This is a genomic window from Rhodobacter sp. (assembly GCA_020637515.1).
Taxonomy (GTDB): Bacteria; Pseudomonadota; Alphaproteobacteria; order Rhodobacterales; family Rhodobacteraceae; genus Pararhodobacter.
This window is the reverse complement of sequence record JACKKG010000001.1, coordinates 2,436,674-2,457,009: the sequence shown is the minus strand read 5'-3', so window position 1 is coordinate 2,457,009 and position 20,336 is coordinate 2,436,674. Positions and strand designations below refer to the sequence as shown.

The 20,336-nt window shown below is 68.3% G+C and carries 18 protein-coding genes; 8 read left to right on the top strand and 10 right to left on the bottom strand.

The window, feature by feature from the left end:
* Position 1: 1 nt before the first annotated feature.
* The 6 genes from trkA to dusB all read right to left on the bottom strand — a co-directional run bounded on the left by trkA (position 2) and on the right by dusB (position 8,678).
* Entirely contained in the window at positions 2 to 1,378 is a 1,377-nt protein-coding gene (gene trkA, locus H6900_12035) for a Trk system potassium transporter TrkA (GenBank protein ID MCC0074008.1), read from the bottom strand.
* Between the two features lie 10 nt (positions 1,379 to 1,388).
* A complete protein-coding gene (locus H6900_12030) occupies positions 1,389 to 2,783 on the bottom strand; it encodes a sigma-54-dependent Fis family transcriptional regulator (GenBank protein MCC0074007.1) in 1,395 nt (464 codons plus the stop codon).
* Positions 2,780 to 5,083 carry a PAS domain-containing sensor histidine kinase gene (locus H6900_12025; GenBank protein MCC0074006.1) on the bottom strand — a complete coding sequence of 768 codons (2,304 nt, stop codon included), beginning with the start codon at positions 5,081 to 5,083 and terminating at the stop codon, positions 2,780 to 2,782. Before H6900_12025 ends, H6900_12030 begins: the two co-directional genes overlap by 4 nt.
* A 69-nt stretch (positions 5,084 to 5,152) precedes the next feature.
* Entirely contained in the window at positions 5,153 to 6,553 is a 1,401-nt protein-coding gene (locus H6900_12020) for a response regulator (protein MCC0074005.1), read from the bottom strand.
* Positions 6,553 to 7,647: a PAS domain-containing sensor histidine kinase gene (locus tag H6900_12015; protein ID MCC0074004.1), complete on the bottom strand. Its 1,095-nt coding sequence runs from the start codon at positions 7,645 to 7,647 to the stop codon at positions 6,553 to 6,555. The genes H6900_12020 and H6900_12015 overlap by 1 nt, the downstream gene beginning before the upstream one ends.
* Before the next feature lie 41 nt (positions 7,648 to 7,688).
* Positions 7,689 to 8,678: a tRNA dihydrouridine synthase DusB gene (gene dusB, locus H6900_12010; GenBank protein ID MCC0074003.1), complete on the bottom strand. Its 990-nt coding sequence runs from the start codon at positions 8,676 to 8,678 to the stop codon at positions 7,689 to 7,691.
* Between the two features lie 208 nt (positions 8,679 to 8,886).
* On the opposite strand from dusB, the gene H6900_12005 reads away from it, so the two are divergent.
* The 4 genes from H6900_12005 (at position 8,887) to H6900_11990 (ending at position 12,369) form a co-directional block, all read left to right on the top strand.
* Entirely contained in the window at positions 8,887 to 10,050 is a 1,164-nt protein-coding gene (locus H6900_12005; GenBank protein ID MCC0074002.1) for a bifunctional 2-C-methyl-D-erythritol 4-phosphate cytidylyltransferase/2-C-methyl-D-erythritol 2,4-cyclodiphosphate synthase, read from the top strand.
* Between the two features lie 4 nt (positions 10,051 to 10,054).
* The gene (locus H6900_12000) at positions 10,055 to 10,567 is read left to right on the top strand and encodes a phosphatidylglycerophosphatase A (protein MCC0074001.1); all 513 of its coding nucleotides are present in this window, start codon (positions 10,055 to 10,057) and stop codon (positions 10,565 to 10,567) included.
* Positions 10,564 to 11,031 (top strand): nicotinamide-nucleotide amidohydrolase family protein, encoded by a 468-nt coding sequence (locus H6900_11995; protein ID MCC0074000.1) that lies wholly within the window; start codon positions 10,564 to 10,566, stop codon positions 11,029 to 11,031. The genes H6900_12000 and H6900_11995 overlap by 4 nt, the downstream gene beginning before the upstream one ends.
* Positions 11,032 to 11,190: 159 nt before the next feature.
* Complete coding sequence (locus H6900_11990; GenBank protein MCC0073999.1) at positions 11,191 to 12,369, top strand: ammonium transporter; 1,179 nt, start codon at positions 11,191 to 11,193, stop codon at positions 12,367 to 12,369.
* A 21-nt stretch (positions 12,370 to 12,390) separates the two neighbouring features.
* Here the strand turns inward: H6900_11990 and H6900_11985 are convergent, their stop codons facing one another.
* Positions 12,391 to 12,846, bottom strand: coding sequence for a type II toxin-antitoxin system RatA family toxin (locus H6900_11985; protein MCC0073998.1), 456 nt, complete (start codon positions 12,844 to 12,846; stop codon positions 12,391 to 12,393).
* Positions 12,847 to 12,920: 74 nt separating this feature from the next.
* On the opposite strand from H6900_11985, the gene hpt reads away from it, so the two are divergent.
* Positions 12,921 to 13,457 carry a hypoxanthine phosphoribosyltransferase gene (gene hpt, locus H6900_11980; protein MCC0073997.1) on the top strand — a complete coding sequence of 179 codons (537 nt, stop codon included), beginning with the start codon at positions 12,921 to 12,923 and terminating at the stop codon, positions 13,455 to 13,457.
* A 15-nt stretch (positions 13,458 to 13,472) separates the two neighbouring features.
* Here the strand turns inward: hpt and H6900_11975 are convergent, their stop codons facing one another.
* Positions 13,473 to 14,174, bottom strand: a complete 702-nt coding sequence (locus tag H6900_11975; GenBank protein MCC0073996.1) for a class I SAM-dependent methyltransferase — start codon at positions 14,172 to 14,174, stop codon at positions 13,473 to 13,475.
* Between the two features lie 248 nt (positions 14,175 to 14,422).
* Here H6900_11975 and H6900_11970 point away from each other — a divergent pair, with 248 nt between their 5' ends.
* Both H6900_11970 and pyrC read left to right on the top strand, forming a co-directional pair.
* Positions 14,423 to 15,358 (top strand): phosphoadenosine phosphosulfate reductase, encoded by a 936-nt coding sequence (locus H6900_11970; GenBank protein MCC0073995.1) that lies wholly within the window; start codon positions 14,423 to 14,425, stop codon positions 15,356 to 15,358.
* A 41-nt stretch (positions 15,359 to 15,399) separates the two neighbouring features.
* On the top strand, positions 15,400 to 16,440 hold the full coding sequence (pyrC, locus tag H6900_11965; protein MCC0073994.1) for a dihydroorotase: 1,041 nt from the start codon (positions 15,400 to 15,402) through the stop codon (positions 16,438 to 16,440).
* A gap of 22 nt (positions 16,441 to 16,462) precedes the next feature.
* Here the strand turns inward: pyrC and H6900_11960 are convergent, their stop codons facing one another.
* Positions 16,463 to 16,627 (bottom strand): hypothetical protein, encoded by a 165-nt coding sequence (locus H6900_11960; protein ID MCC0073993.1) that lies wholly within the window; start codon positions 16,625 to 16,627, stop codon positions 16,463 to 16,465.
* Positions 16,628 to 16,775: 148 nt separating this feature from the next.
* The gene (locus tag H6900_11955) at positions 16,776 to 18,194 is read right to left on the bottom strand and encodes an amidase (GenBank protein ID MCC0073992.1); all 1,419 of its coding nucleotides are present in this window, start codon (positions 18,192 to 18,194) and stop codon (positions 16,776 to 16,778) included.
* Between the two features lie 167 nt (positions 18,195 to 18,361).
* On the opposite strand from H6900_11955, the gene H6900_11950 reads away from it, so the two are divergent.
* A complete protein-coding gene (locus H6900_11950) occupies positions 18,362 to 20,323 on the top strand; it encodes a CocE/NonD family hydrolase (GenBank protein ID MCC0073991.1) in 1,962 nt (653 codons plus the stop codon).
* Positions 20,324 to 20,336: the final 13 nt, after the last annotated feature.

Here is a 20,336-nt window from a genome sequence, read left to right as displayed (position 1 = left end):
CTCAGAAATACTCCACCGCCACCTGCAACAGGCGCTCGATCTCGGGGACATCGTTGCGCAGCGCGAAGATGACCAGCAGGTCACCCTCGGCCAGTTCCGTCGCGCCGGTCGGCTTCACGAATTCGCCCTGCTTGCGCACCGCACCGACCAGCGCCCCTTCGGGAAAGCCGATGGTGCCGATGGTGCGCCCTGCCAGCGGCGAGGTCGAGAGCACCTGCGCCTCGATCACCTCGGCTTCGCCGTCGCCGATGGTGTAGATCGAGCGCACGCGCCCATGGCGAACATGGCGCAGGATCGAACTGACGGTTGTGGCGCGCGGGTTGATGTGCGCGTCGATCCCCAGGTGGTTCATCAGGGGCACCAGCGACGGGTCGTTGACCAGCGCGATGGTCATCTTGCAGCCCATCGCCTTGGCGCGCACGCAGGCCAGCAGGTTGGTCTTGTCGTCGTCGGTCACCGCCAGCAGCGCGTCGGCCGAATCGATGGCGGCCTCGTTCAGCAATTCGCTGTCCATGCCGTCGCCGTGCAGCACAATGGTGCGCTCCAGCGCGTCGGCGGCGATCTCGGCGCGGGTGCGGTCGCGTTCGATGACCTTGACGCGCACCCGCTCGGGTTGGGTTTCCAGCGCCCCCGCCACCGCCAGCCCCACGTTGCCCGCGCCCAGAATGACGATGCGTTCCTGCTTTGCCTGCGGCTTGCCGAAGATCGCCAGAGTCCGCGCCAGGTCCGAACTTTCCGAGACAACATAGATCTGGTCGCCCTCGAACAGTTGATCGCCGGGCTCGGGGGCGAACAACTTGCCCTGACGGCGGACGCCGACCACGATCGCGCGCAGGCTTGAGAACAGCTCGGTCAATTGCCGCAGCGGCGTGTTCAGCACCGGGCATTCCGCATCCAGCGAAATGCCGGCCAGCCGCACGCTGCCATCCAGAAAATCCTGCACGTCAAAGGTAGACGGCGCGGCAAAGCGGCGCAACGCGGCGCGCGAGACCTCGCGTTCGGGGTTGATGACCACGTCGATCGGCAAGTGGTCGCGGCGGAACAGGTCGGAATAGAGCGGATCCAGATAGGTCTGCGCCCTGAGCCGCGCGATCTTGCGGGTGACGTTGAACACCGAATGCGCGACCTGACAGGTGACCATGTTCACCTCGTCGGAATGGGTCGCGGCGATGATCATGTCGGCCTCGCGCGCGCCAGCTTCCTCCAGCACATCGGGATGCGAGGCAAAGCCGACGATGCCCTGCACCTCGAGCGTGTCGGTCGCGCGCCGCACCAGCGCCGCGTTGTTGTCGACGATGGCCACGTCGTTCGCCTCGCCGGCCAGTTGGCGGGCGATCTGCCAGCCGACCTGTCCCGCGCCGCAGATGATGATCTTCATCGCCTAATCCTCAGTCGTCGCGCCCGCCGCGCCCGCCTGACAGCGCCGCGGTGTTGACCCCCAGCGACTTCAGTTTGCGGTGCAGCGCAGAGCGTTCCATACCGACAAACGCGGCGGTGCGCGAGATGTTGCCGCCGAAGCGGTTGATCTGGGTCAGCAGGTATTCGCGTTCGAACAATTCGCGCGCCTCGCGCAGGGGCAGCGTCGCCAGCCCGCCGGCCAACACCACGCGCCCCTCGTCCTCGGCGCCGCCGCCCGCGTCCGAGGCCAGATCGCGCGCCTCGATGGTGCCCTGACCGTCGCCCAGGATCAGCGCGCGTTCGATGACGTTGCGCAGTTGGCGGATGTTGCCGGGCCAGCTCATGGATTGCAGCTGTGCCTCGGCGTCCTCGGTCAACTCGCGCCGGGGCAGACCCTGCGACTGATGCAGCAAGTCGATGAAATGCCGTGCCAGCGTCGGGATGTCCTCGCGCCGATCCTCGAGCGAGGGCACCTGGATCGGCACCACGTTCAGCCGGTCGTAAAGCTCCTGGCGGAACGCGCCGGCGGCGATCTCGGACCGCAGGTCGCGCGTGGTCGAGGAAATGACCCGCAGGTCCACCTTGACCCGGTCGCTGCCATCGACGCGGGTAAAGGTCTGTTCGACCAGCACGCGCAGGATCTTCGACTGGGTGCCCAAGGGCATGTCGGCGACCTCGTCGAGGTAAAGGATGCCGCCGTTCGCCTGCTCCAGTAGCCCGGGCAGCAGCCCGCGGGTGCCGCCCTCTTGCCCGAACAGGACGCTTTCCATCTTGTCGGGTTCGATCGCCGCGCAAGAGACGGTGACAAACGGCGCGTCTGCGCGGTTCGACTGGGCATGGATATAGCGCGCCGCCACCTCCTTGCCCGAGCCGGACGGCCCCGTCAGCATCACCCGCCCGTTCGAGCGCGTGACCTTGGCCAGTTGGGACCGCAGGAATTTCATCGCCGCGCTCTGGCCGATCATCTCGGTCGGGCCGGGGTCGCGCTTGCGCAGCTTGCTGTTTTCGCGGCGCAGGCGCGAGGCCTCCATCGCGCGCCCGATCACCACCAGCAACTGGTCGATGTTGAAGGGCTTCTCGATGAAATCATAGGCCCCCTGCTTGATCGCCTGCACCGCGATCTCGATATTGCCGTGGCCCGAAATGATGACCACGGGCACATCGGGAAACTCATGCTTCACGGCCATGAGGATGGCGATGCCATCCATCTTCGAATCCTTGAGCCACAGGTCCAGGATCATCAGCGCGGGCTGCTCGGCCTGCACCGCCGCCATGGCCTCGTCGGAATTCGACGCCAGCCGCGTCGCATACCCTTCGTCGCGCAGGATCTCGGCCACCAGTTCGCGGATGTCGCGTTCGTCATCGACAATCAGGATGTCGCTCATGCCTCTGCCCCTTGTTCCGTGCGATTGCCGCGCGGGGTGCGCAGGATCGGCAACCGGATTTCCGCCAGCGCGCCCGCGTGGGTGCAGCCGGCCATGACCGGAGCATCCCGCAGCTGCAACGTGCCGCCGTGTTCTTCGATGATCTTCTTGACGATCGGCAGGCCCAGGCCGGTGCCCTTCTCGCGCGTCGTCACATAGGGTTCGAACAGCCGCGCGCGATCTTCGGGCAGGCCGATACCGTTGTCGGCGATGGTGATCGTCGCGCGGTCGTTGTCGATGTCCATCGCCACCGCGATACGGGCCTGGAACCCATCGGGGGCGTCGCCTGTTTCCTCAAACCCTTCAATGGCTTCCCCTGCGTTCTTCAAGAGGTTGGTCAGCGCCTGCGAGATCATCGTCGCATCGATGTCCACCATCAGCGGGCTGTCGGGCAGGCGGACGTCGAAGCGCACCTTTTCCTGACCGGCCTCTTGCAGGGTGGTCGCGTCGCGCACCACCTGCACCAGGTCGGTGGGGCGGCGGTCGGGTTCGGGCATCCGGGCAAATTTCGAGAATTCGTCAACAATGCGACGCAAGTCATTGGTTTGCCTGACAATAACGTCGGTCAACTGCCCCAGGGACTGGGCCTCGTCCTCGGGCAGTTGGCGGCCAAATTTGCGCTTGATCCGCTCGGCCGACAGCTGGATCGGGGTCAGCGGGTTCTTGATCTCGTGCGCGATGCGGCGCGCCACGTCACCCCAGGCCGCCAGCCGCTGCGCCGAGACCAGGTCCGTCACGTCGTCAAAGGCGACCACATACCCCTCGAGATGGCCGTTCGCCGTGCGCCGTTCGGCCAGGCGCACCAGCAGGCTCTCCAGCCGCCCGCCCCGGCTGAGGCGCACCTCGTCCTGAACCCGTCCGCCCGCCATGCGACCCTTGCCGTCGCGCAGCCGCGCGAACAGCGCGCCGAATTCGGGCACCACCCGTTCCAGCGGTTGCAGATGCGCCGAGGCCGAGGCGATCTGCGTCAGCGTCTCGGCGGCGCGGTTGACGAATTCGACGCGCCCTTGCGAATCCAGGCCGATCACCCCCGCCGTCACCGACCCCAGAACCGAATCGAACAGCCGGCGGCGTTCCTCGATCTGTCGGGTGTTGGTCAGCAGGGTCTCGCGCTGGCCCTTCAGTTGCAGGGTCATCTGGTTGAACACGCGGCCCATGGTGGCGATCTCGTCCTCGCCGCGCTCTTCGGGCACCTGGACGTCCAGGTCGCCCTGACCGACCCGCTCGGCCGCGCCCGCAAGCCGCCCGATCGGCCGCGAGAGTCCCTCGGCGAACCACATGCCCAGCCAGACCGCGGCCAGGATCAGGATCAGCGCAAAGCCGATGTAGAGCAGCGCAAAGTTGAACAGGACGGTGCCGCGCTCGGCCTCGAGCTGGTTGTAAAGCTGGATCGTCTGCTGCGTTTCGTCGAGCAGGCTGAGGATATGCCCATCCACCGCCCGCGCGATATAGAGCAGGCGGTCGGGATAGCCCTGCAACGGCACCAAGGCGCGGAACTCGCTGTTCGGCCAATCCTTGATCAGCACCAGGTCGCCGTTCGCGGCGCGCGCCAGGTCGGCGGTCTCGGGCTTGATGAAATCGAACAGATACGACCGGTCGCCGCGCAGCAGCAGATTGCCGTCGAAGTCGATGATAAAGGCGACGCGCAGGCCCCGCTGGATACCCGACTGCGCCTGGCTGAGAAGCTGCCGGGTATAGACCTCGGACACCAGGGGATCGGTGCGGCGCGCGTTTTCCAGCAACGAGGCGACGGTATGCGCATCCTCGGTCAGGGTCTGTTCCTGTTCCGCCTGATAGGCTTCGGCCGCGGCCAGCGAACTGCCGACCACGTTGCGCACGCGGTCGGAAAACCACCCCTCGAGCCCCAGGTTGATCGACACCACGGCAAAGGCCGCGACGGTGATCGCGGGCAGCAGCGCGATCACCGCAAACAGCGCCGACAGCTTCAGGTGCAGCTGCGATCCGGCCGAGCGCGCGCGTCGCGCGCCGATCATGCGGCGAATGCGCAACAGCACCAGGATCGCCACCGCCAGAATGTAGAGCAGGTCCGCCGACAGCACGACCCTGAGTGACGGCAGATTTGTCACACTGGTCGAGAAGGGCCCCAGCGCCAGCATCGTCAGCGCCACCAACAGCGGCGCCAGCAGCACCAGAACCACCGTGCCCGCGGCCTCGAGACGCCGGCGCAAGGGCTTGCGTCGCGCCGGCAGCACGCCCGCGCCAGGCGAGACGGGTCTGTCAGGGCTGGATTCGGGGATCATCGAACGGCACGCGGTGCATTCAGGAAAAAACCAACAGGTGCGGCAAAATCGCCACGACCTGTTGCCTGACTACATCAACTTGCGCCGCCGTGTCACGCGAATATCCAGCTCGTTCGTCTTCTTGCGCAAAGTATTGCGATTGATCCCCAAAAGATCGGCGCAGCGCGCCTGATTGCCGCCGGTGTATTCCAGCGCAATGTCGATCAGCGGGGCCTCGATCTCGCGCAGGATGCGTTGATAGACGCCCGGCGGGGGCAGATCGGCGCCGTGCAGTTCGAAATAGCGCCGCACATGACGCGCGACCGAATCGGCCAGCGTGCCGGCCTCGGCCGCCTCGCCCGTGGGGGCGGCCGCGGGATGGGCGTTCAGCGCGGTCTCGATCTCGGTGCGGCCGATCTCGGGCTCCTGGCCGGTGATGACCAGGCGGCGGATGACGTTTTCGAGCTGCCGCACATTGCCCGGCCAGCGGTATTGGCGCACCGCTTCGAGCGCCGCGGCAGACAGCCGGCGCGGCGTGCCCCCCTCGCGGGCGGCGCGGGCCAGGAAGTGATCGGCCAGCAGGGGGATGTCCTCGATCCGTTCCCGCAGCGGGGGCACATGCAGCGTGACGCCCGACAGCCGGTAATAGAGATCGTGCCGGAACGCGCCCGATTCCAGCGCCGCGTTCAGGCCACCGTCGGCGATGGCGATGATACGCGGACCATCGGCGGGCAACGCATCCAGCATCCGCACCAGCCGCGCCTGGGCCTGCGCGTCCAGATCGCCCAGACCGTCGATCACCAGCGACCCGCCCCGCGCCCGCGCCGTGAGCCCGGCGCCGTTGCCCGACGGATCGGCGCCGAAATCCTGCGCCGAGGCCAGCACGAACGGTTGCGCGCGCCGGTCAGAAAAATCGTGCAGCGCGCGCGCGATCAGCGACTTTCCGGTGCCCGATTCGCCGGTGATGAGGGCTGGAAGCTCGGCGTTCATGACCCGCGCCACCAGTCGATAGAGCGCCTGCATCGACGGCGTGCGGCCGACCAGGGGCAGATCTTCGGCGGCCGAGGGGTCAGGCGCGGCGATCGGCGCGCGGTGGGCAGGGGCGATCGGGGCCCGCGTCCCGCGCCGCGCGCTTTCCATCGCCTTGCCCGCGCGCGACAGCAGGTCCGGCAGATCAAAGGGCTTGGGCAGGTAATCCCAGGCCTCGGCCTCGGTGGCCTGGATCGCGGTCATGATCGTGTTCTGGGCCGAGATGACGATCACCGGCAGGCCCGGGCGCAGGGTCTTGATGCGCGGCAGCATCTCGATCCCGTTGCCGTCGGGCATCATGACGTCGGTCACCACGAGGTCGCCCTTTCCTTCCTCGACCCAGCGCAGCAAGGTCGTCAGGCTGGAGGTCGCGTGCACCCGGCAACCGGCGCGGGTCAGCGCCTGGGTCAGCACGGTGCGGATCGTGCGGTCGTCGTCGGCGACAAGGACGGTTCCATCCATCAGCGAGGCTCCTTGGTTCTGGGGCGCGCAAGGGGCAGCGACACCCGAAAGACGGTCTGTCCGGGGCGCGAGGTCACCTCGATCCAGCCCTCGTGCGCGGCGATGATCTTGGACACCAGGGCCAGCCCCAGGCCGGTGCCGTTCTCGCGCCCGGACACAAAGGGCTCGAAGATGTTCTCGGCGATCGCCGGCGGCAGGCCTGGCCCGTCGTCGATGATCTCGACATGCAAAGGCAGGGCGACCCGGCGCCCGTCGAACCCGGCCACTTGCAGGCCGCGCTCGAAATACGTGTGGATGCGGATGGTGCCGCCCTCGGGCTGGGCCTGGGCCGCGTTCTTCAACAGGTTCAGGAACACCTGCTGCAACTGGTCGGGATCGGCCAGGGCATCGGGCAACGACGGGTCGTAATCGTCGCCGATATGCATATGCGCGGCGAAGCCCACCTCGGCCGAACGCCGGGCCCGTTCCAGAACGTCGTGGATGTTGATCTCGCGCCGGTCCGGCGGGCGCTGGTCACCGAATTGTTCGACCTGGTCCAGAAGTTTCACGATGCGCCGCGTCTCGGCGACGATCAGGTCGGTCAGCTCGCGCTCCTCGCTGCTCAGTTCCATCGACAGCAGTTGCGCCGCGCCCGCGATCCCGGCCAGCGGGTTCTTGATTTCGTGCACCAGCATCTCGGCCATGCCGATCGCCGATTTCGCCGCCGCCTTCACCACCCCCGTTCGCCCCAGACGCCCGGCGATGTCGCGCGGTGTGATCAGCAGCAGCAGGCTGTCGGCGTCGTCGTTCATGGGGGCCAGTTGCAGGCTGCACAGCACCGGCGGCCGGTCCCCGGTGCAAACCTCGCAATCGTTGATGAAGACCGCTGCGCGGTTGCGACGGGCCCGGGCGACGGCCTCGTCCATCGGCGCGTCGATCGCCAGCCGGTCGAACACGGGCGCGCCACGCAGCAGGCTGGCCGAGACCGAAATGAACTGCTCGGCGGCGGGGTTGACGTCCAGGATCACCTCGGAGGCGCCGCGCGGGCCGGTCAGAAACGCCGGGATCGGCAGGGCCGAAAAGATCGCCCCCGGCACCGGTGTTGGCACGGGCATCTGCGCGGGCGTCGGAATGGGCGGGGTGATGGGCGCCATGCTCATGCGGCCTCGCTTTGCGGGGTCAGCGCCCGGGGCAGCGCGGCCAGCACACGGGCCGGATCGCTTTCGCGCATGAGCGTCGCGCGCAGATCCGCCGGGCCGTCGGCGGCGTCGATATACCAGCCCAGATGCTTGCGCGCGATGCGCGTGCCCAGTTCAATGCCATAGAACGACAGCATCGCCTCGTAATGCTCGGCCACCAGCGCCACCAGCGCGTCGCCCCGGGGTACGACGGGCGCGGGCGTGCCGTGCAGCGCGGCGGCGATCTGGGCCAGCAGCCACGGCCGCCCCTGCGCCGCGCGCCCCACCATCACCCCCGCCGCGCCCGAGGCCGCGCGCGCCTGCCGCGCGCTGGCGGCGCCGTCGATATCGCCGTTCGCGATCACCGGCACCCGCACCGCCCCGGTCACGGCGCGGATCGCCGCCCAATCCGCACGGCCGGTGTAGAACTGCGCCCGCGTGCGGCCGTGGATGGTGATCATGCGCACGCCCGCGGCCTCGGCCCGGCGGGCCAGGTCGGGCGCGTTCAAACAGTCGCTGTCCCAGCCCAGGCGCATCTTCAACGTGACCGGCACGGAAACCGCGCCGACCACCGCCTCGATCAGGCTGAGCGCCAGATCGGGTTCGCGCATCAGCGCCGACCCCGAAGCGCCGCCGACGACCTTTTTCGCCGGGCAGCCCATGTTGATGTCGATCAGCGGCGCGCCCTGTCCTTCGGCGATCCGCGCGGCCTCGGCCATGGCGCCGGCCTCGCGTCCCGCCAGTTGCACGGCGGTGGGCACGGTGTCGTCCACCTCGGCCCGGGCGCGACTGGCGGCGCGGCGCGAGGGGCGCGCCGTGACCATCTCGCCCGAGGCGATCATCTCGCTGACCACCAGCCCCGCGCCAAAGCGCGCCACCATCCGGCGGAATGGCAGGTCGGTGATGCCCGACATCGGCGCCAGCAGCACCGGCGGATGCAGGGAAACGGGAAAATCGTCGAGGGTCATCGGGTCTGGTCCACGAGCGTCACGCCGTCATCTAGCGCGGGGTTTCGGGCAGTGGAAAGGCAACCTTTGGGGAATCTGCCTGCGCTTTCAGCATATGCACATTGTTTAATCATTTCTCAAGCCATCCGCCCAAAAGCCGGGCATCCCCACGGGACGGCCGGTCGGGCACGCTCTTGCAGCGGCGGGCCCCATCCCCTAAGCCCGGGGCATGACCACATCCGCCTCACCGACCGCCGTGATCCTTGTCGCCGCCGGGCGCGGCAACCGCATGGGGGGCGGCCTGCCCAAACAGTGGCGCGACCTGGCCGGCCGGCCGGTGCTGGCGTGGACCGCAAAGGCGTTCCGCGACGCGGGGCTGGCGCGTCTCATCGTCGCCATCCATCCCGACGACCGCCCGCGGGTCGAGGCCCTGGGCCTGCCCTGGGTCACCGGGGGGGCCACGCGCAGCGAAACGGTGCGCAACGCGCTCGAGGCGCTGGCGCGGGCGCCGAACCCACCCGAGCGGGTGCTGATCCACGACGGCGCCCGGCCGCTGGTGCCCGGCGCGGTGATCGACGCGGTGTTGCGCGCGCTGGACAGCCACGTCGCCGCGGCCCCCGCGCTTGCGGTCACCGATGCCCTGTGGCGGGGCGAGACGCATGTCACCGGCGTGCAGCCCCGCGACGGGCTGTTCCGGGCGCAGACGCCGCAGGGTTTCCGCTTTGACGCGATTCTGGCTGCGCATCGCGCCCACCCGGCCGAGGCCGCCGACGACGTCGCCGTCGCCCGCGCCGCGGGACTCGAGGTGTGGATAACCCAGGGCAGCGAGGACAATCTCAAACTGACGTATCCCGTTGATTTCGAAAGAGCAGAGAGGCTCTTGCGCGAACGTCAGGCATTAAAAGGTCAGACAATGGATATCCGAACAGGGAACGGTTTTGACGTGCACGCCTTTACCGAGGGCGACCACGTCTGGCTGTGCGGCGTCAAGGTGCCGCACACGCGCGCACTTTTGGGCCATTCGGACGCCGATGTCGGGATGCATGCGCTGACCGACGCCCTGTATGGCGCGCTGGCCGAGGGTGATATCGGCCGCCATTTCCCCCCCTCGGACCCGCAGTGGAAAGGCGCCGAAAGCCACATCTTCCTGCGCCACGCGGCCGAACTGGCCGGCGCCAGGGGGTTCCGCATCGCCCATTGCGATGTCACGCTGATCTGCGAACGCCCCAAGATCGGCCCCCATGCCGAGGCCATGCGCGCGGCGCTGGCGGCGATCCTGGGGATCGCGGTCGCGCGGGTGTCGGTCAAGGCCACGACCTCGGAAAGGCTGGGCTTCACCGGCCGCGAGGAAGGGATCGCCGCCCTCGCCACCGCCACCTTGATTCAGGAGTAACGCCATGCTGCGCGCCCTCACCACCTTTGGTTACGTCGGCCTGCTGCGCCCCGCGCCCGGCACCTGGGGATCGCTTGTGGCGGTGCTGATCGGCTGGGCCATCGAACACTGGCTGGGCTTTCTGCCGCTGGTCGCCGCGACGCTGGCCGTCACCGCGCTGGGCTTCTGGTCGGTTGGCGCGGCGCTGCGCGACCGCCCCGGCGAGGACCCGTCCGAGATCGTCATCGACGAAGTCGCGGGCATGTGGCTGGCGCTGCTGTTCCCGGCGTTCGGATTCTGGGCGCGCGGGCTCTCGATGGGTGTGGATCTGCCGATGGTCTGGCCCGGCCCCGTCGCGGCGTTCCTGTGCTTTCGGCTGTTCGACATCTGGAAACCCTGGCTGGTCGGCCGTGCCGACCGCCGCCACGACGCCAGGGGCGTGATGCTGGACGATCTCTGGGCCGGGCTCTTCGCGGGGGTGCTGTCGATCGTGTTGGCCGCGCTTTATCACATCGTGTTGCTGAGGATGATGGCATGAGCGCCGCCGCGGTTCTGGCCGCCGCTCGGGCCCGGGGCTGGCGCATCGCGACCGCCGAAAGCTGCACCGGCGGGCTGGTCGCGGGGGCGCTGACGGATGTGCCTGGGTCCTCGGACGTGGTGGACCGGGGCTTTGTCACCTATTCCAACGCGGCCAAGGAACAGATGCTGGGCGTCGATGCGGCGACGCTGGCGGCGCATGGCGCGGTCAGCGAAGAGGTCGCGCGCGCCATGGCCGAGGGGGCCTTGCGGCACTCGCTGGCCGATCTGGCGGTCTCGACCACCGGCATCGCCGGCCCCGGCGGCTCGGAATTCAAGCCCGAAGGCCGCGTCTGTTTCGCCGTTGCCTCGAAAACGGCCAGCACGCGCAGCGAAACGGTCGAATTCGGCGCCATCGGGCGGCAGGCCGTGCGCGCCGCCGCGGTCCGGCACGCGCTGGGTCTGCTGCGGGACGCGGCGCGCTAATTCGCGACCCGCCCATTTTTTCATCGAACGCGGCCCACAGGCGCCCTTTGACGCGGCACTTGCGGAATTGCATCGCGATTCCGCGCAATTCCGCACGAGTGCCGCTTTTCCGGTCAGTCTTTTGCCGCTCTGACAGGCACGACGAGCCTGGAGGACCCGATGAACGCCGCCGATACCGCCTTTGTCTTTACCGCGACCGCCCTTGTGCTGTTCATGACCCTGCCCGCGCTCGCGCTGTTCTACGGCGGGCTGGTGCGCGCGCGAAACGTGCTGAGCGTGTTCATGCACGTCTTCTCGCTGGCTTGCCTGATGTCGATCCTGTGGCTGGTGGCGGGCTATTCCATCGCCTTTGGCGCCCCCGGCGGCTGGTGGGGCGGACTGTCGCGGGTCTTTCTGAACGGGGTGACGACCGACAGCCTGACCGGCACGATCCCCGAGATCCTGTTCTTCGGCTTTCAGATGACCTTTGCCATCATCACCCCCGCGCTGATCGTCGGCGCCTATGCCGAACGGGTCGGCTATGGCTTTGTGCTGCTGTTTTCGGGGCTGTGGATGCTGATCGTCTACGCGCCGGTGACGCACTGGATCTGGGGCGGCGGCGTGCTGGCCGACGGCGGCCTGTTCGGGGCGGTCGGCACCCGGGACTTTGCCGGCGGAATCGTCGTGCACGAAACCGCCGGACTGGCCGCACTGGTGATCGCCGCGCTGCTGGGGCCGCGCAAGAACCGCCACACCCCGCCGCATCAACCCGGCCTGGTGATGATGGGGGCGGCGATGCTCTGGGTGGGCTGGTTCGGGTTCAACGGCGGTTCGGCGCTGGCCGCGAATGGTCAGGCGGCGATGGCGATGGTGGTCACGCATCTGTCGGCGGCGGCGGCCTCGTTGTCGTGGATCGCGTGGGAACGCATCAAGTTCGGCCGCGCCTCGATGGTGGGTCTGGTGACGGGCACGATCGCGGGCCTGGCCTCGATCACGCCGGCCTCGGGCTATGTCGGCCCGCTGGCGGCGGTGGTCATCGGACTGGTCGCGGGCGTGCTGTGCCAGGAGGCCGTGAACCTGGTGCGAAACCGGCTGAAAATCGACGACATGCTGGATGTGTTCGCGGTGCACGGGGTCGGCGGAATCTTCGGCACGATCATGGTCGCCGCGCTGGGCGCGGGAAGCTGGGCGGCGCAACTGGGGGCGCTGGCAGTGGTCGGCGTCTGGACGCTGGCGGCCACCTATGCGCTGGTTCGGTTGGTGGGGCTGGTCGTGCGCCTGCGGGTCGATGCGGAATCGGAAACGAATGGGCTGGACCTGTCGGCCCATGGCGAACGCGCCTACGAGCTGAACTCGTGACCGCGGGGGGGGCGCGCGCGCTCAGCCGTAGAGCTGGCGCGCGCGGGCCTCGAACGCGCCGACGACGCGGCGCATCGCCTCGTCAAAGAACAGCCCGATCGCTTTTTGCAAGATCACGTTGCGAAATTCGAAATCGACCTCGAACGAGACACGGCACCCCTGCCCTTCGGGCGCGATCTGCCAGAACGAATGCAGATACCGGAACGGGCCGTCCAGATAGTCGGTCTCGATCCGTCGTTCGGCGGGCAGCAGCACCACGCGCGAGCCGAACTTCTCGCGAAAGACCTTGAAGCTGATGACCAGATCGGCCTCCATCACCTCGGCGCCGGGGCCACGGTCGGCGAGCGGGCGGCGCGAGCGGATGCGGGCGGCGGCCGTCCAGGGCAGGAACTCAGGGTAACGAGCCACATCCGCGACCAGATCGTAGATCTGCGGCGCGCTATAGGGCAAAACGCGGTTTTCGCTGTGACGGGGCATCCGGTCCTCTGGCAAGTGGAAGCGACTTTTCCTATTGTGGCGTCGCCTTTTCAACCCCTCAGGACCGCGACCCCATGACCCAGCCCACTTATGTGATCGATCAGATGATCTCGGCCAAGCGGATCGCCGCGCGGGTCGAACAACTGGCCGAGGAGATCACCACCGCGTTTCACGGCACCGACAAGCTGGTGGTGGTGGGGCTGCTGAGGGGGTCGTTCGTGTTCATCGCCGATCTGGTGCGCGAGATCGACCTGCCGGTCGAAGTCGATTTCATGGAGGCCAGTTCCTATGGCGATTCCATGCATTCCTCGCGCGAGGTGCGGATCCTGAAGGACCTGCGCGGCGAGATCGGCGGGCGCGACGTTCTGGTGGTCGAGGATATCGTGGATACCGGCTTTACCCTGCATCACGTCAAGAACCTGTTGCTCAGCCGCGAGCCGCGCCGGCTCGAGGTTTGCGCGCTTCTGGACAAACCCTCGCGGCGCGAGGTGGACATTCGCGCCACCTGGACCGGGTTCGAGATCCCCGACGAATTCGTCGTGGGCTATGGCATCGACTATGCCCAACGCAACCGCAACCTGCCCTATATCGGCAAGGTGCGCTTCACCTGACAGCCGGGCGCGCGATCAGCCCTTGCGGCTCAGGTAGACCACCGGCAGGTCGCGCACCAGACTGGGCTCGGCGGTGCGGCTCCAGCCGGATTCGGCGGCGCGGGCGACGATCTCGGCGCGCAGCGGGTCGGGATCGCCCCAGGTCGCATACAGCTTGAAATCGGTGTTCGCGAAGGGCTTCAACCCTTCGTTCGCGACGGCCTCCCAGACGGCGGCCATGTTGCCCTGCGCGCTGGGCTTGCGGTAGTCGTCGAACACCACCACGCCATCCTTGCGCAACATCATCCGGGCCGAGGCCGTGTCCTCGCGCACCAATTTGTAGGTATGGCCCGCGTCGATATGCACGAAGCGCGCGGTTCCGGGCGCGACGTGGCGGGTGATGGTGTCGGTCGGGCCGCGAACGACGCGCGGCAGATCCTTGTGAAATGCCAGATAATTGCGCTCGAACTCGGATTGGGTCAGGCTTTGGGTGCGAAAGAACTTCTGTTCATGGGCATCCGCCGACTCCGAGGTTTCGACATCCTCGAACAGGTCGCAGACGGTGAAAACCTCGCCCGGGCGCAGGAAATTGCCCATCAGGACCGCGCTCTTGCCCTTGAACACACCGAGTTCGACCAACCCGCCAACGGGTTCGACACGGTTTTGATATTTCAGGATCCAGGTAAAGGCGGCCTGGTCGATGGGATTGAACCAGCCGGGGATATCGTCGAACTTCATGAAACCTGCCTGTCCTGACACAAAAGCGATGGCCAAGGCTAGGGATCGCCCGGACCGGGGGCAAGCGATTCGCTGACATTGTTCGGGATGCGTGAACAATGGCGCCGGATCGTTTCCGGATTATCGGGGAAAAACACAGGCTTGCCCTCTGGTCCGCGGTTTTTCGCCTTGGCGCTTTGGTGTAACCTCGGTTAATTCTGGGGAACGGTCGGTCCCGCGCCGCGTCCGCATTGTCTGTGTGAGGTTCCATGAGCGACGACACCATCGAGATCTTCGATGCCGGCGAGGCCGAAAGCGATGCCGACTGGCTGGCGATCATGGACGAGATCGGCGAGGAAGCGGGCTATTTCGAACCCCTCGGCGCGCATCATTCGGCCTTTTTCTCGGACATGGGCACCGTTCTGCTGGTGTCCTTCGAGACGGTGCAGGGCATTCGCTCGGCCGGAGGCGGACAGATGCCGCTGGGCTACCAGATCGCCGCGCCGCGCGGGTGGTCCTCGCTCACGCTGATCGCGGACGGTCCGACCTGGTATCGCGACCGCGCCGTCTACGGATACTTCGACCGGCTGATCGACGACGCCTTTTTCGAGGATTTCGACCACGTCGTGTTTTATGGCGCGGGCATGGGCGGCTATGGCGCGGCGGCGTTCTCGGTCGCGGCGCCGGGCAGCACGGTGCTGGCGCTGGCGCCTCAGGCGACGCTGGATACCGACTCGGCCGAATGGGACCGCCGCTTCATGAAGGCCCGCCGCCTGGATTTCACCAGCCGCTTCGGCTTTGCCCCCGACATGGCCGAGGGCAGCGAGCGCGTGTTCATCGTCTACGACCCGATCCAGCAGGTGGACGCGGTTCACGCCGCCCTGTTCCGGGGCAACCATGTGACCAAGATGCGCGCGCGCAACATTGGCCGCGACCCGCAGGCCGAGCTGGCGCGCATCGACGCGCTGCGCCCGCTGATCGACGCGGCCTGTCGCGGCACGTTGAGCGACGGGGATTTCTATCGCCTGTGGCGCGCGCGGCGCGACAACGTGCATTACCTGGGCCGGCTGATCGGCCGCATCCAGTCGCAGAACCGGCCCGAGCGGCTGCTCTGGGCGCTGCGTATCGCCAACCGGCGGGCCGACCATCCGCAACTGAAGCAGGCCCTCGCCCGGGCCGAGGCCGCCGCCGCCAAGCCCGCCTGAGCCCCCTTCACAGGCGAAGGGCGGCGCGGTATGGGGACGCCATGACCCGCCTCACCCTCACCCGCCCCGACGATTTCCATCTTCACCTGCGCGACGGCGCCATGCTGGCCGGGATCGCCCCGGAAAGCGCGCGCGATTTCGCCCGCGCGATCATCATGCCGAACCTGGTGCCGCCGGTGGTGACCGGGGCGCAGGCCGCCAGCTATCGCGCGCGGATCGCCGCCGCCCTGCCCGGCGCCGACTTCACGCCCCTGATGACGCTTTATCTGACCGAGGACACGGCCCCCGCCGACGTGGTCGCCGCCCACCGCGCCGGGATCATTGCGGCGGTCAAGCTGTATCCCGCCGGGGCGACGACCAACTCGGCCTCGGGTGTGCGGGACTTCGACCGCGTGCGCCCGGTGTTCGAGGCGATGGCCGAGGCCGGCGTGCCGCTGTGCGTCCACGGCGAGGTCACCGACGCCGATATCGACATCTTCGACCGCGAGGCCGTGTTCATCGACCGGGTGCTGGACCCCGTGCGCCGCGCGACGCCCGGATTGCGCGTCATCATGGAACATGTGACGACCCGGGACGCCGTGGATTACGTCCGCAGCGCGCCGCGCGACCTGGGCGCGACGATCACCGCGCATCACCTGGTCCTGAACCGCAACAGCCTGCTGGTGGGCGGGATGCGGCCGCACTACTACTGCCTGCCCGTTGCCAAGCGCGAGCTCCACCGGCTGGCCCTGCTCGAGGCCGCGACCTCGGGCGATGCACGCTTTTTTCTGGGCACCGACAGCGCGCCCCATTCCGACGACCGCAAGGAATGCGACTGCTGCGCGGCGGGATGCTTCACGGCGACGAACACCATGCCCCTGCTGGCCGAGGTGTTCGAGCGCGCCGGCGCGCTGGCGCGGCTGGAAGGGTTCGTGGCCCATCACGGCGCCGATTTCTACGGTCTCGCGCGGAACGCGGGCACGCTGGTGATGGAACGCCAGGACAGCGCCGTGATCTTTCCGCACCGGATCGACACCGGCGCGGGGCCGGTGACGGTGTTCAACCCCGGCTTCGATCTGCACTGGAGGGTGGTCGCGGCCTGAGCGCGTTCCAAGGGGGGCGGTGTCAGGGGTCCTCGGCTGCGGGATCGGCGCCGGCCAGGAGACCCAGCGCGATGACCGGAACGTCGGTCAACGTGGTCTCGATCGCGGTGGAGACCGCGCCGGTGCCGGTCGACAGTTCGACCAGCACGAAGGTTCCGAAAGACACGGCGATAGCGGTCAGCACCATCCAGTCCGTGGTGACCGCGGCATGTTCTTCTCTTAAAAACGAGAGACCCGGGCTCGGCATGTAACACCTCAGGTTGAAATGCCGTTCCAGATACTGGAACTTTGAGGCGGAATTATGGTCGCCGTCGCAACGTGCCGGACAATCCCCGTCAGCTGTCCAGGCGCGGGGGGTGTCGTTCGGGCCAGTGCGTGGCCTCGTGCCAGGCCTGGGCCAGTTGCAACAACCCCAGATCGCCGCCATGGGGGCCGATCAGTTGCAGCCCCATCGGCAGGCCTTCGGCGCCGAAGCCGGCGGGCACGGCCAGCGCCGGCAGGCCCAGCAGGCTGGCGGGGATCACGACCTCCATCCAGCGGTGATAGGTGTCCATGGCCCGCCCGGCGATCTCGGTCGGGTATTCCTGCGCGACGGGGAACGGCCAGACCTGCGCGGTGGGCAGGATCAGGGCGTCATAGGTCTGGAACAGCGTCGCGGCGCGCGCATACCAGCGCGAGCGCGTGAGGCTGGCGGCCTGCACCGCCTCGATGCCCAGACCGTGGCCGGTCTCGATCTCCCAGATCGCGGTCGCCTTGAGCTGCGCGCGCCACGCCGGGTTGGCATAAAGCGGCCCCAGCCGGTTCGCATTGGCAAAGGCCCTGAGGTCGAGCCAGCTCTGCCAGAGCGCGCCGGCGTCAAAGGGCGCTTGCACCGCCTCGACCGCGACGCCCAGATCGGCAAAGCGGGCCAGCGCGGCCTCGCAGGTTTCGATCACGCCGGGCGCCATCGCATAGGCGCCGCCCCAGTCGCCCAGCCAGGCCACCCTGCGGCCCGCCACGCCGGCCTCGATCCGCTTCAGGAACGATTCCTTGGGCAGGGTGAAGGGGCGGTGCGGTTCGGGCCCGGACTGCACGTCCAGCAGGGCCGCCAGATCGCGCGGGTTGCGCGCCATGGGGCCGTTGGTCGCCAGCGGATGCAGGAAGGTCTCGCCCTCGGCCTCGTCCGGGACGCGCCCCCACGAGGGGCGAAAGCCGTAGACGTTGTTCCATCCGGCCGGGTTGCGCAGACTGCCCATCATGTCCGAGCCGTCGGCCAGCGCCACCATGCGGCACGCCAGCGCCACCGCCGCGCCGCCCGACGAGCCCCCGGCGCTGCGCCCCGGGTCATAGGCGTTGCCCGTCGCCCCGTGCACCGGGTTGAAGGTGTGACTGCCCAACCCGAATTCGGGCGTGTTGGTCTTGCCGATGAACAGCGCCCCGGCGGCGCGCATCCGGGCAACGAACAGATCGTCCTTGCGTGCGATCTGATGCGCCGTGATGGGCGAGCCCATCGTGGTGCGCAACCCGTTGACATTGGCCAGATCCTTGACCGCCAGGGGCAGACCGTGCAGCCAGCCGCGGCGCGGCGCGGCGTCGGCGGCGCGGGCCTCGGCCAGCAGGGTGTCGGCATCGCGCAACGACACGATCGCGTTGACCCGGGGGTTGCGCCGCTCGATGCGCGCCAGGGTCGCGCGCATCAGCTCCTCGGCCGAGACCGCGCGCGATTCCAGCGCCGCCGCCTGTTCCAGCGCGCCCTTGTCCAGCAGATCGTCCATGCCCAGCCCCCCATGATGCAGCCCCGTGATCGCAAACCGCCGACCGCTTTGGCAAGGGGATCGTCGCGGAAAAACGATCTGGCCCCGCCGGGACCCGCCAGAAAGCGCGTGCACTCAGGCGGGCGCGTGCTAGCCTGCGCGAAAATCTTGAGGGCGGGGGGAAAGACATGGAGACCATCGACCAGGACGGCGTGTGGATTCCCCTGCCCGACGGCACCCGGCTGTCGGCGCGGATCTGGCGGCCCCGGGACGGCGCGCCGGTGCCGGCGATCCTGGAATACATCCCCTATCGCAAGCGCGACAACACCCTGCCCCGGGACGAAACCATCCACCCCTGGATGGCCGCGCAGGGCTATGCCTGCCTGCGGGTGGATATTCGCGGCACCGGCGATTCCGAGGGGGTGTTCGACGACGAATATTCGCCGCGCGAACTGGCCGACGCCTGCGACGTGATCGCCTGGATCGCGGCGCAGGACTGGTGCGACGGCGCGGTGGGCATGATGGGCAAGAGCTGGGGCGCCTTCAACAGCCTGCAAACCGCCTGGATGAACCCGCCCGCGCTGAAGGCGGTGGTCAAGGTCTGCGGCACGGTGGACCGCTTTCACGACGACATCCATTTCAAGGGCGGCTGCCTGCTGGGCGAGAACTTCGCCTGGGGCAGCCTGATGCTGTCCTATTGCGCGCGCCCCGCCGACCCGCTGCTGCGCCCCGACTGGCGCGCCGATCTGCGCCAGCGGATCGCCACCATGCCGCATCTGAGCGCGGTCTGGAGCGACCACCAGACACGCGACGCCTATTGGCGGCACGGTTCGGTCTGCGAAGACTACAGCCGCATCGGGCCCGCGGTGCTGACGATCGGCGGCTGGAACGACAATTACATGAACGCCCCGGCGGCGCTGGTGCGTCACGCCCCGAACGCCAAGGCCATCGTCGGCCCCTGGGTGCATCAATACCCCCACACCGCCGTGCCCGGGCCGCGCATCGCCTTTCTGCACGAGATGCGCGCCTGGTGGGACCATTGGCTGAAAGGGATCGACACCGGCGCCGACCGCTGGCCCGATTATCGCGTCTGGATGATGGACAGCGCGCCGCCCGATGCCTCGGCCACCGAGCGGCCCGGGCGCTGGCTGGCCGAGACGCTGCCCTCGCCGCGCGTCCACGAGCAGGATCTGCCGCTGGGCGCCGGCGGCGTGCTGGGTGGACCGGGGGCGCCCGGCCGGGTGATCGCCACGCCGCAAACGCTGGGCGCCGCGGCGGGCGAATTCTTTCCGATGGGCCTGAACGCCGAGATGGCCGGCGATCAGCGCGAGGACGACGCGCACTCGGTGTGTTTCGACCGCGATTGCCCCGAGGGGCTGGCGCTGTTGGGCGCGGCCGTGCTCACGCTGACGCTGAGCGCGGACCAGACCCACGGCTTTGTCGTCGCGCGGCTGAACGACGTGGCGCCCGACGGGGCCTCGACACGCATTGCGCACGGCGTTCTGAACCTGCGCCACCGCGGCGATCCGCCCCAGGCCCTGCGCCCGGGCGAGACGATCACCGCGACGCTGACGCTGGACCAGATGGCCTATCGGCTGGCCCCCGGGCACCGGCTGCGGCTGGCCCTGTCGAACAGCTACTGGCCGTGGATCTGGCCCTCGCCCCGGCCTGTCGCGCTGACGCTGGCGGCCGGCACGCTGCGCCTGCCGGTTCATCGCGGCGATGCGCCCGGCTGGCAATTCGACGCGCCCGATCCCCCTCGGCCCTCGCGCCTGGGCGTTCTCGGTCCCGCGCAGGAAACGCGCCTTTGCTGCCGCGACGCGATCCTGGGCGTCGAAACGCTGCGCATCACCTCGGACAGCGGCGAAACCGAGAACCCCGACCACGGGTTGCGAACCCGCTCGACGATGGCCGAAACCTGGACCATCCACCCGGACGATCCGGCCAGCGCGGCCTGCGCGATCACATGGACTCAGGCTTTTGCGCGGGGCGACTGGTCGGTGGAAACCGAACTCAGCGCCCGGCAATCGGCGAGCGCGGAATTCCTGACGATCGAGGCCCGGTTGATCGCCCGCATCAAGGAAGGTGCGGAACCCCCGGAAATCATCGAGAGAAATTTCCGTGCGCAGGTTGCGCGGCGCGAGGTATGATTGTTACAGTTAC

Coding starts and splice junctions, on each gene's coding strand:
- trkA (MCC0074008.1), bottom strand. CDS start 1,378: ATGAAGATCATCATCTGCGGCGCGGGACAGGTCGGCTGGCAGATCGCC.
- H6900_12030 (MCC0074007.1), bottom strand. CDS start 2,783: ATGAGCGACATCCTGATTGTCGATGACGAACGCGACATCCGCGAACTG.
- H6900_12025 (MCC0074006.1), bottom strand. CDS start 5,083: ATGATCCCCGAATCCAGCCCTGACAGACCCGTCTCGCCTGGCGCGGGC.
- H6900_12020 (MCC0074005.1), bottom strand. CDS start 6,553: ATGGATGGAACCGTCCTTGTCGCCGACGACGACCGCACGATCCGCACC.
- H6900_12015 (MCC0074004.1), bottom strand. CDS start 7,647: ATGCCCGTGCCAACACCGGTGCCGGGGGCGATCTTTTCGGCCCTGCCG.
- dusB (MCC0074003.1), bottom strand. CDS start 8,678: ATGACCCTCGACGATTTTCCCGTTTCCCTGCATCCGCCGGTGCTGCTG.
- H6900_12005 (MCC0074002.1), top strand. CDS start 8,887: ATGACCACATCCGCCTCACCGACCGCCGTGATCCTTGTCGCCGCCGGG.
- H6900_12000 (MCC0074001.1), top strand. CDS start 10,055: ATGCTGCGCGCCCTCACCACCTTTGGTTACGTCGGCCTGCTGCGCCCC.
- H6900_11995 (MCC0074000.1), top strand. CDS start 10,564: ATGAGCGCCGCCGCGGTTCTGGCCGCCGCTCGGGCCCGGGGCTGGCGC.
- H6900_11990 (MCC0073999.1), top strand. CDS start 11,191: ATGAACGCCGCCGATACCGCCTTTGTCTTTACCGCGACCGCCCTTGTG.
- H6900_11985 (MCC0073998.1), bottom strand. CDS start 12,846: ATGCCCCGTCACAGCGAAAACCGCGTTTTGCCCTATAGCGCGCCGCAG.
- hpt (MCC0073997.1), top strand. CDS start 12,921: ATGACCCAGCCCACTTATGTGATCGATCAGATGATCTCGGCCAAGCGG.
- H6900_11975 (MCC0073996.1), bottom strand. CDS start 14,174: ATGAAGTTCGACGATATCCCCGGCTGGTTCAATCCCATCGACCAGGCC.
- H6900_11970 (MCC0073995.1), top strand. CDS start 14,423: ATGAGCGACGACACCATCGAGATCTTCGATGCCGGCGAGGCCGAAAGC.
- pyrC (MCC0073994.1), top strand. CDS start 15,400: ATGACCCGCCTCACCCTCACCCGCCCCGACGATTTCCATCTTCACCTG.
- H6900_11960 (MCC0073993.1), bottom strand. CDS start 16,627: ATGGTGCTGACCGCTATCGCCGTGTCTTTCGGAACCTTCGTGCTGGTC.
- H6900_11955 (MCC0073992.1), bottom strand. CDS start 18,194: ATGGACGATCTGCTGGACAAGGGCGCGCTGGAACAGGCGGCGGCGCTG.
- H6900_11950 (MCC0073991.1), top strand. CDS start 18,362: ATGGAGACCATCGACCAGGACGGCGTGTGGATTCCCCTGCCCGACGGC.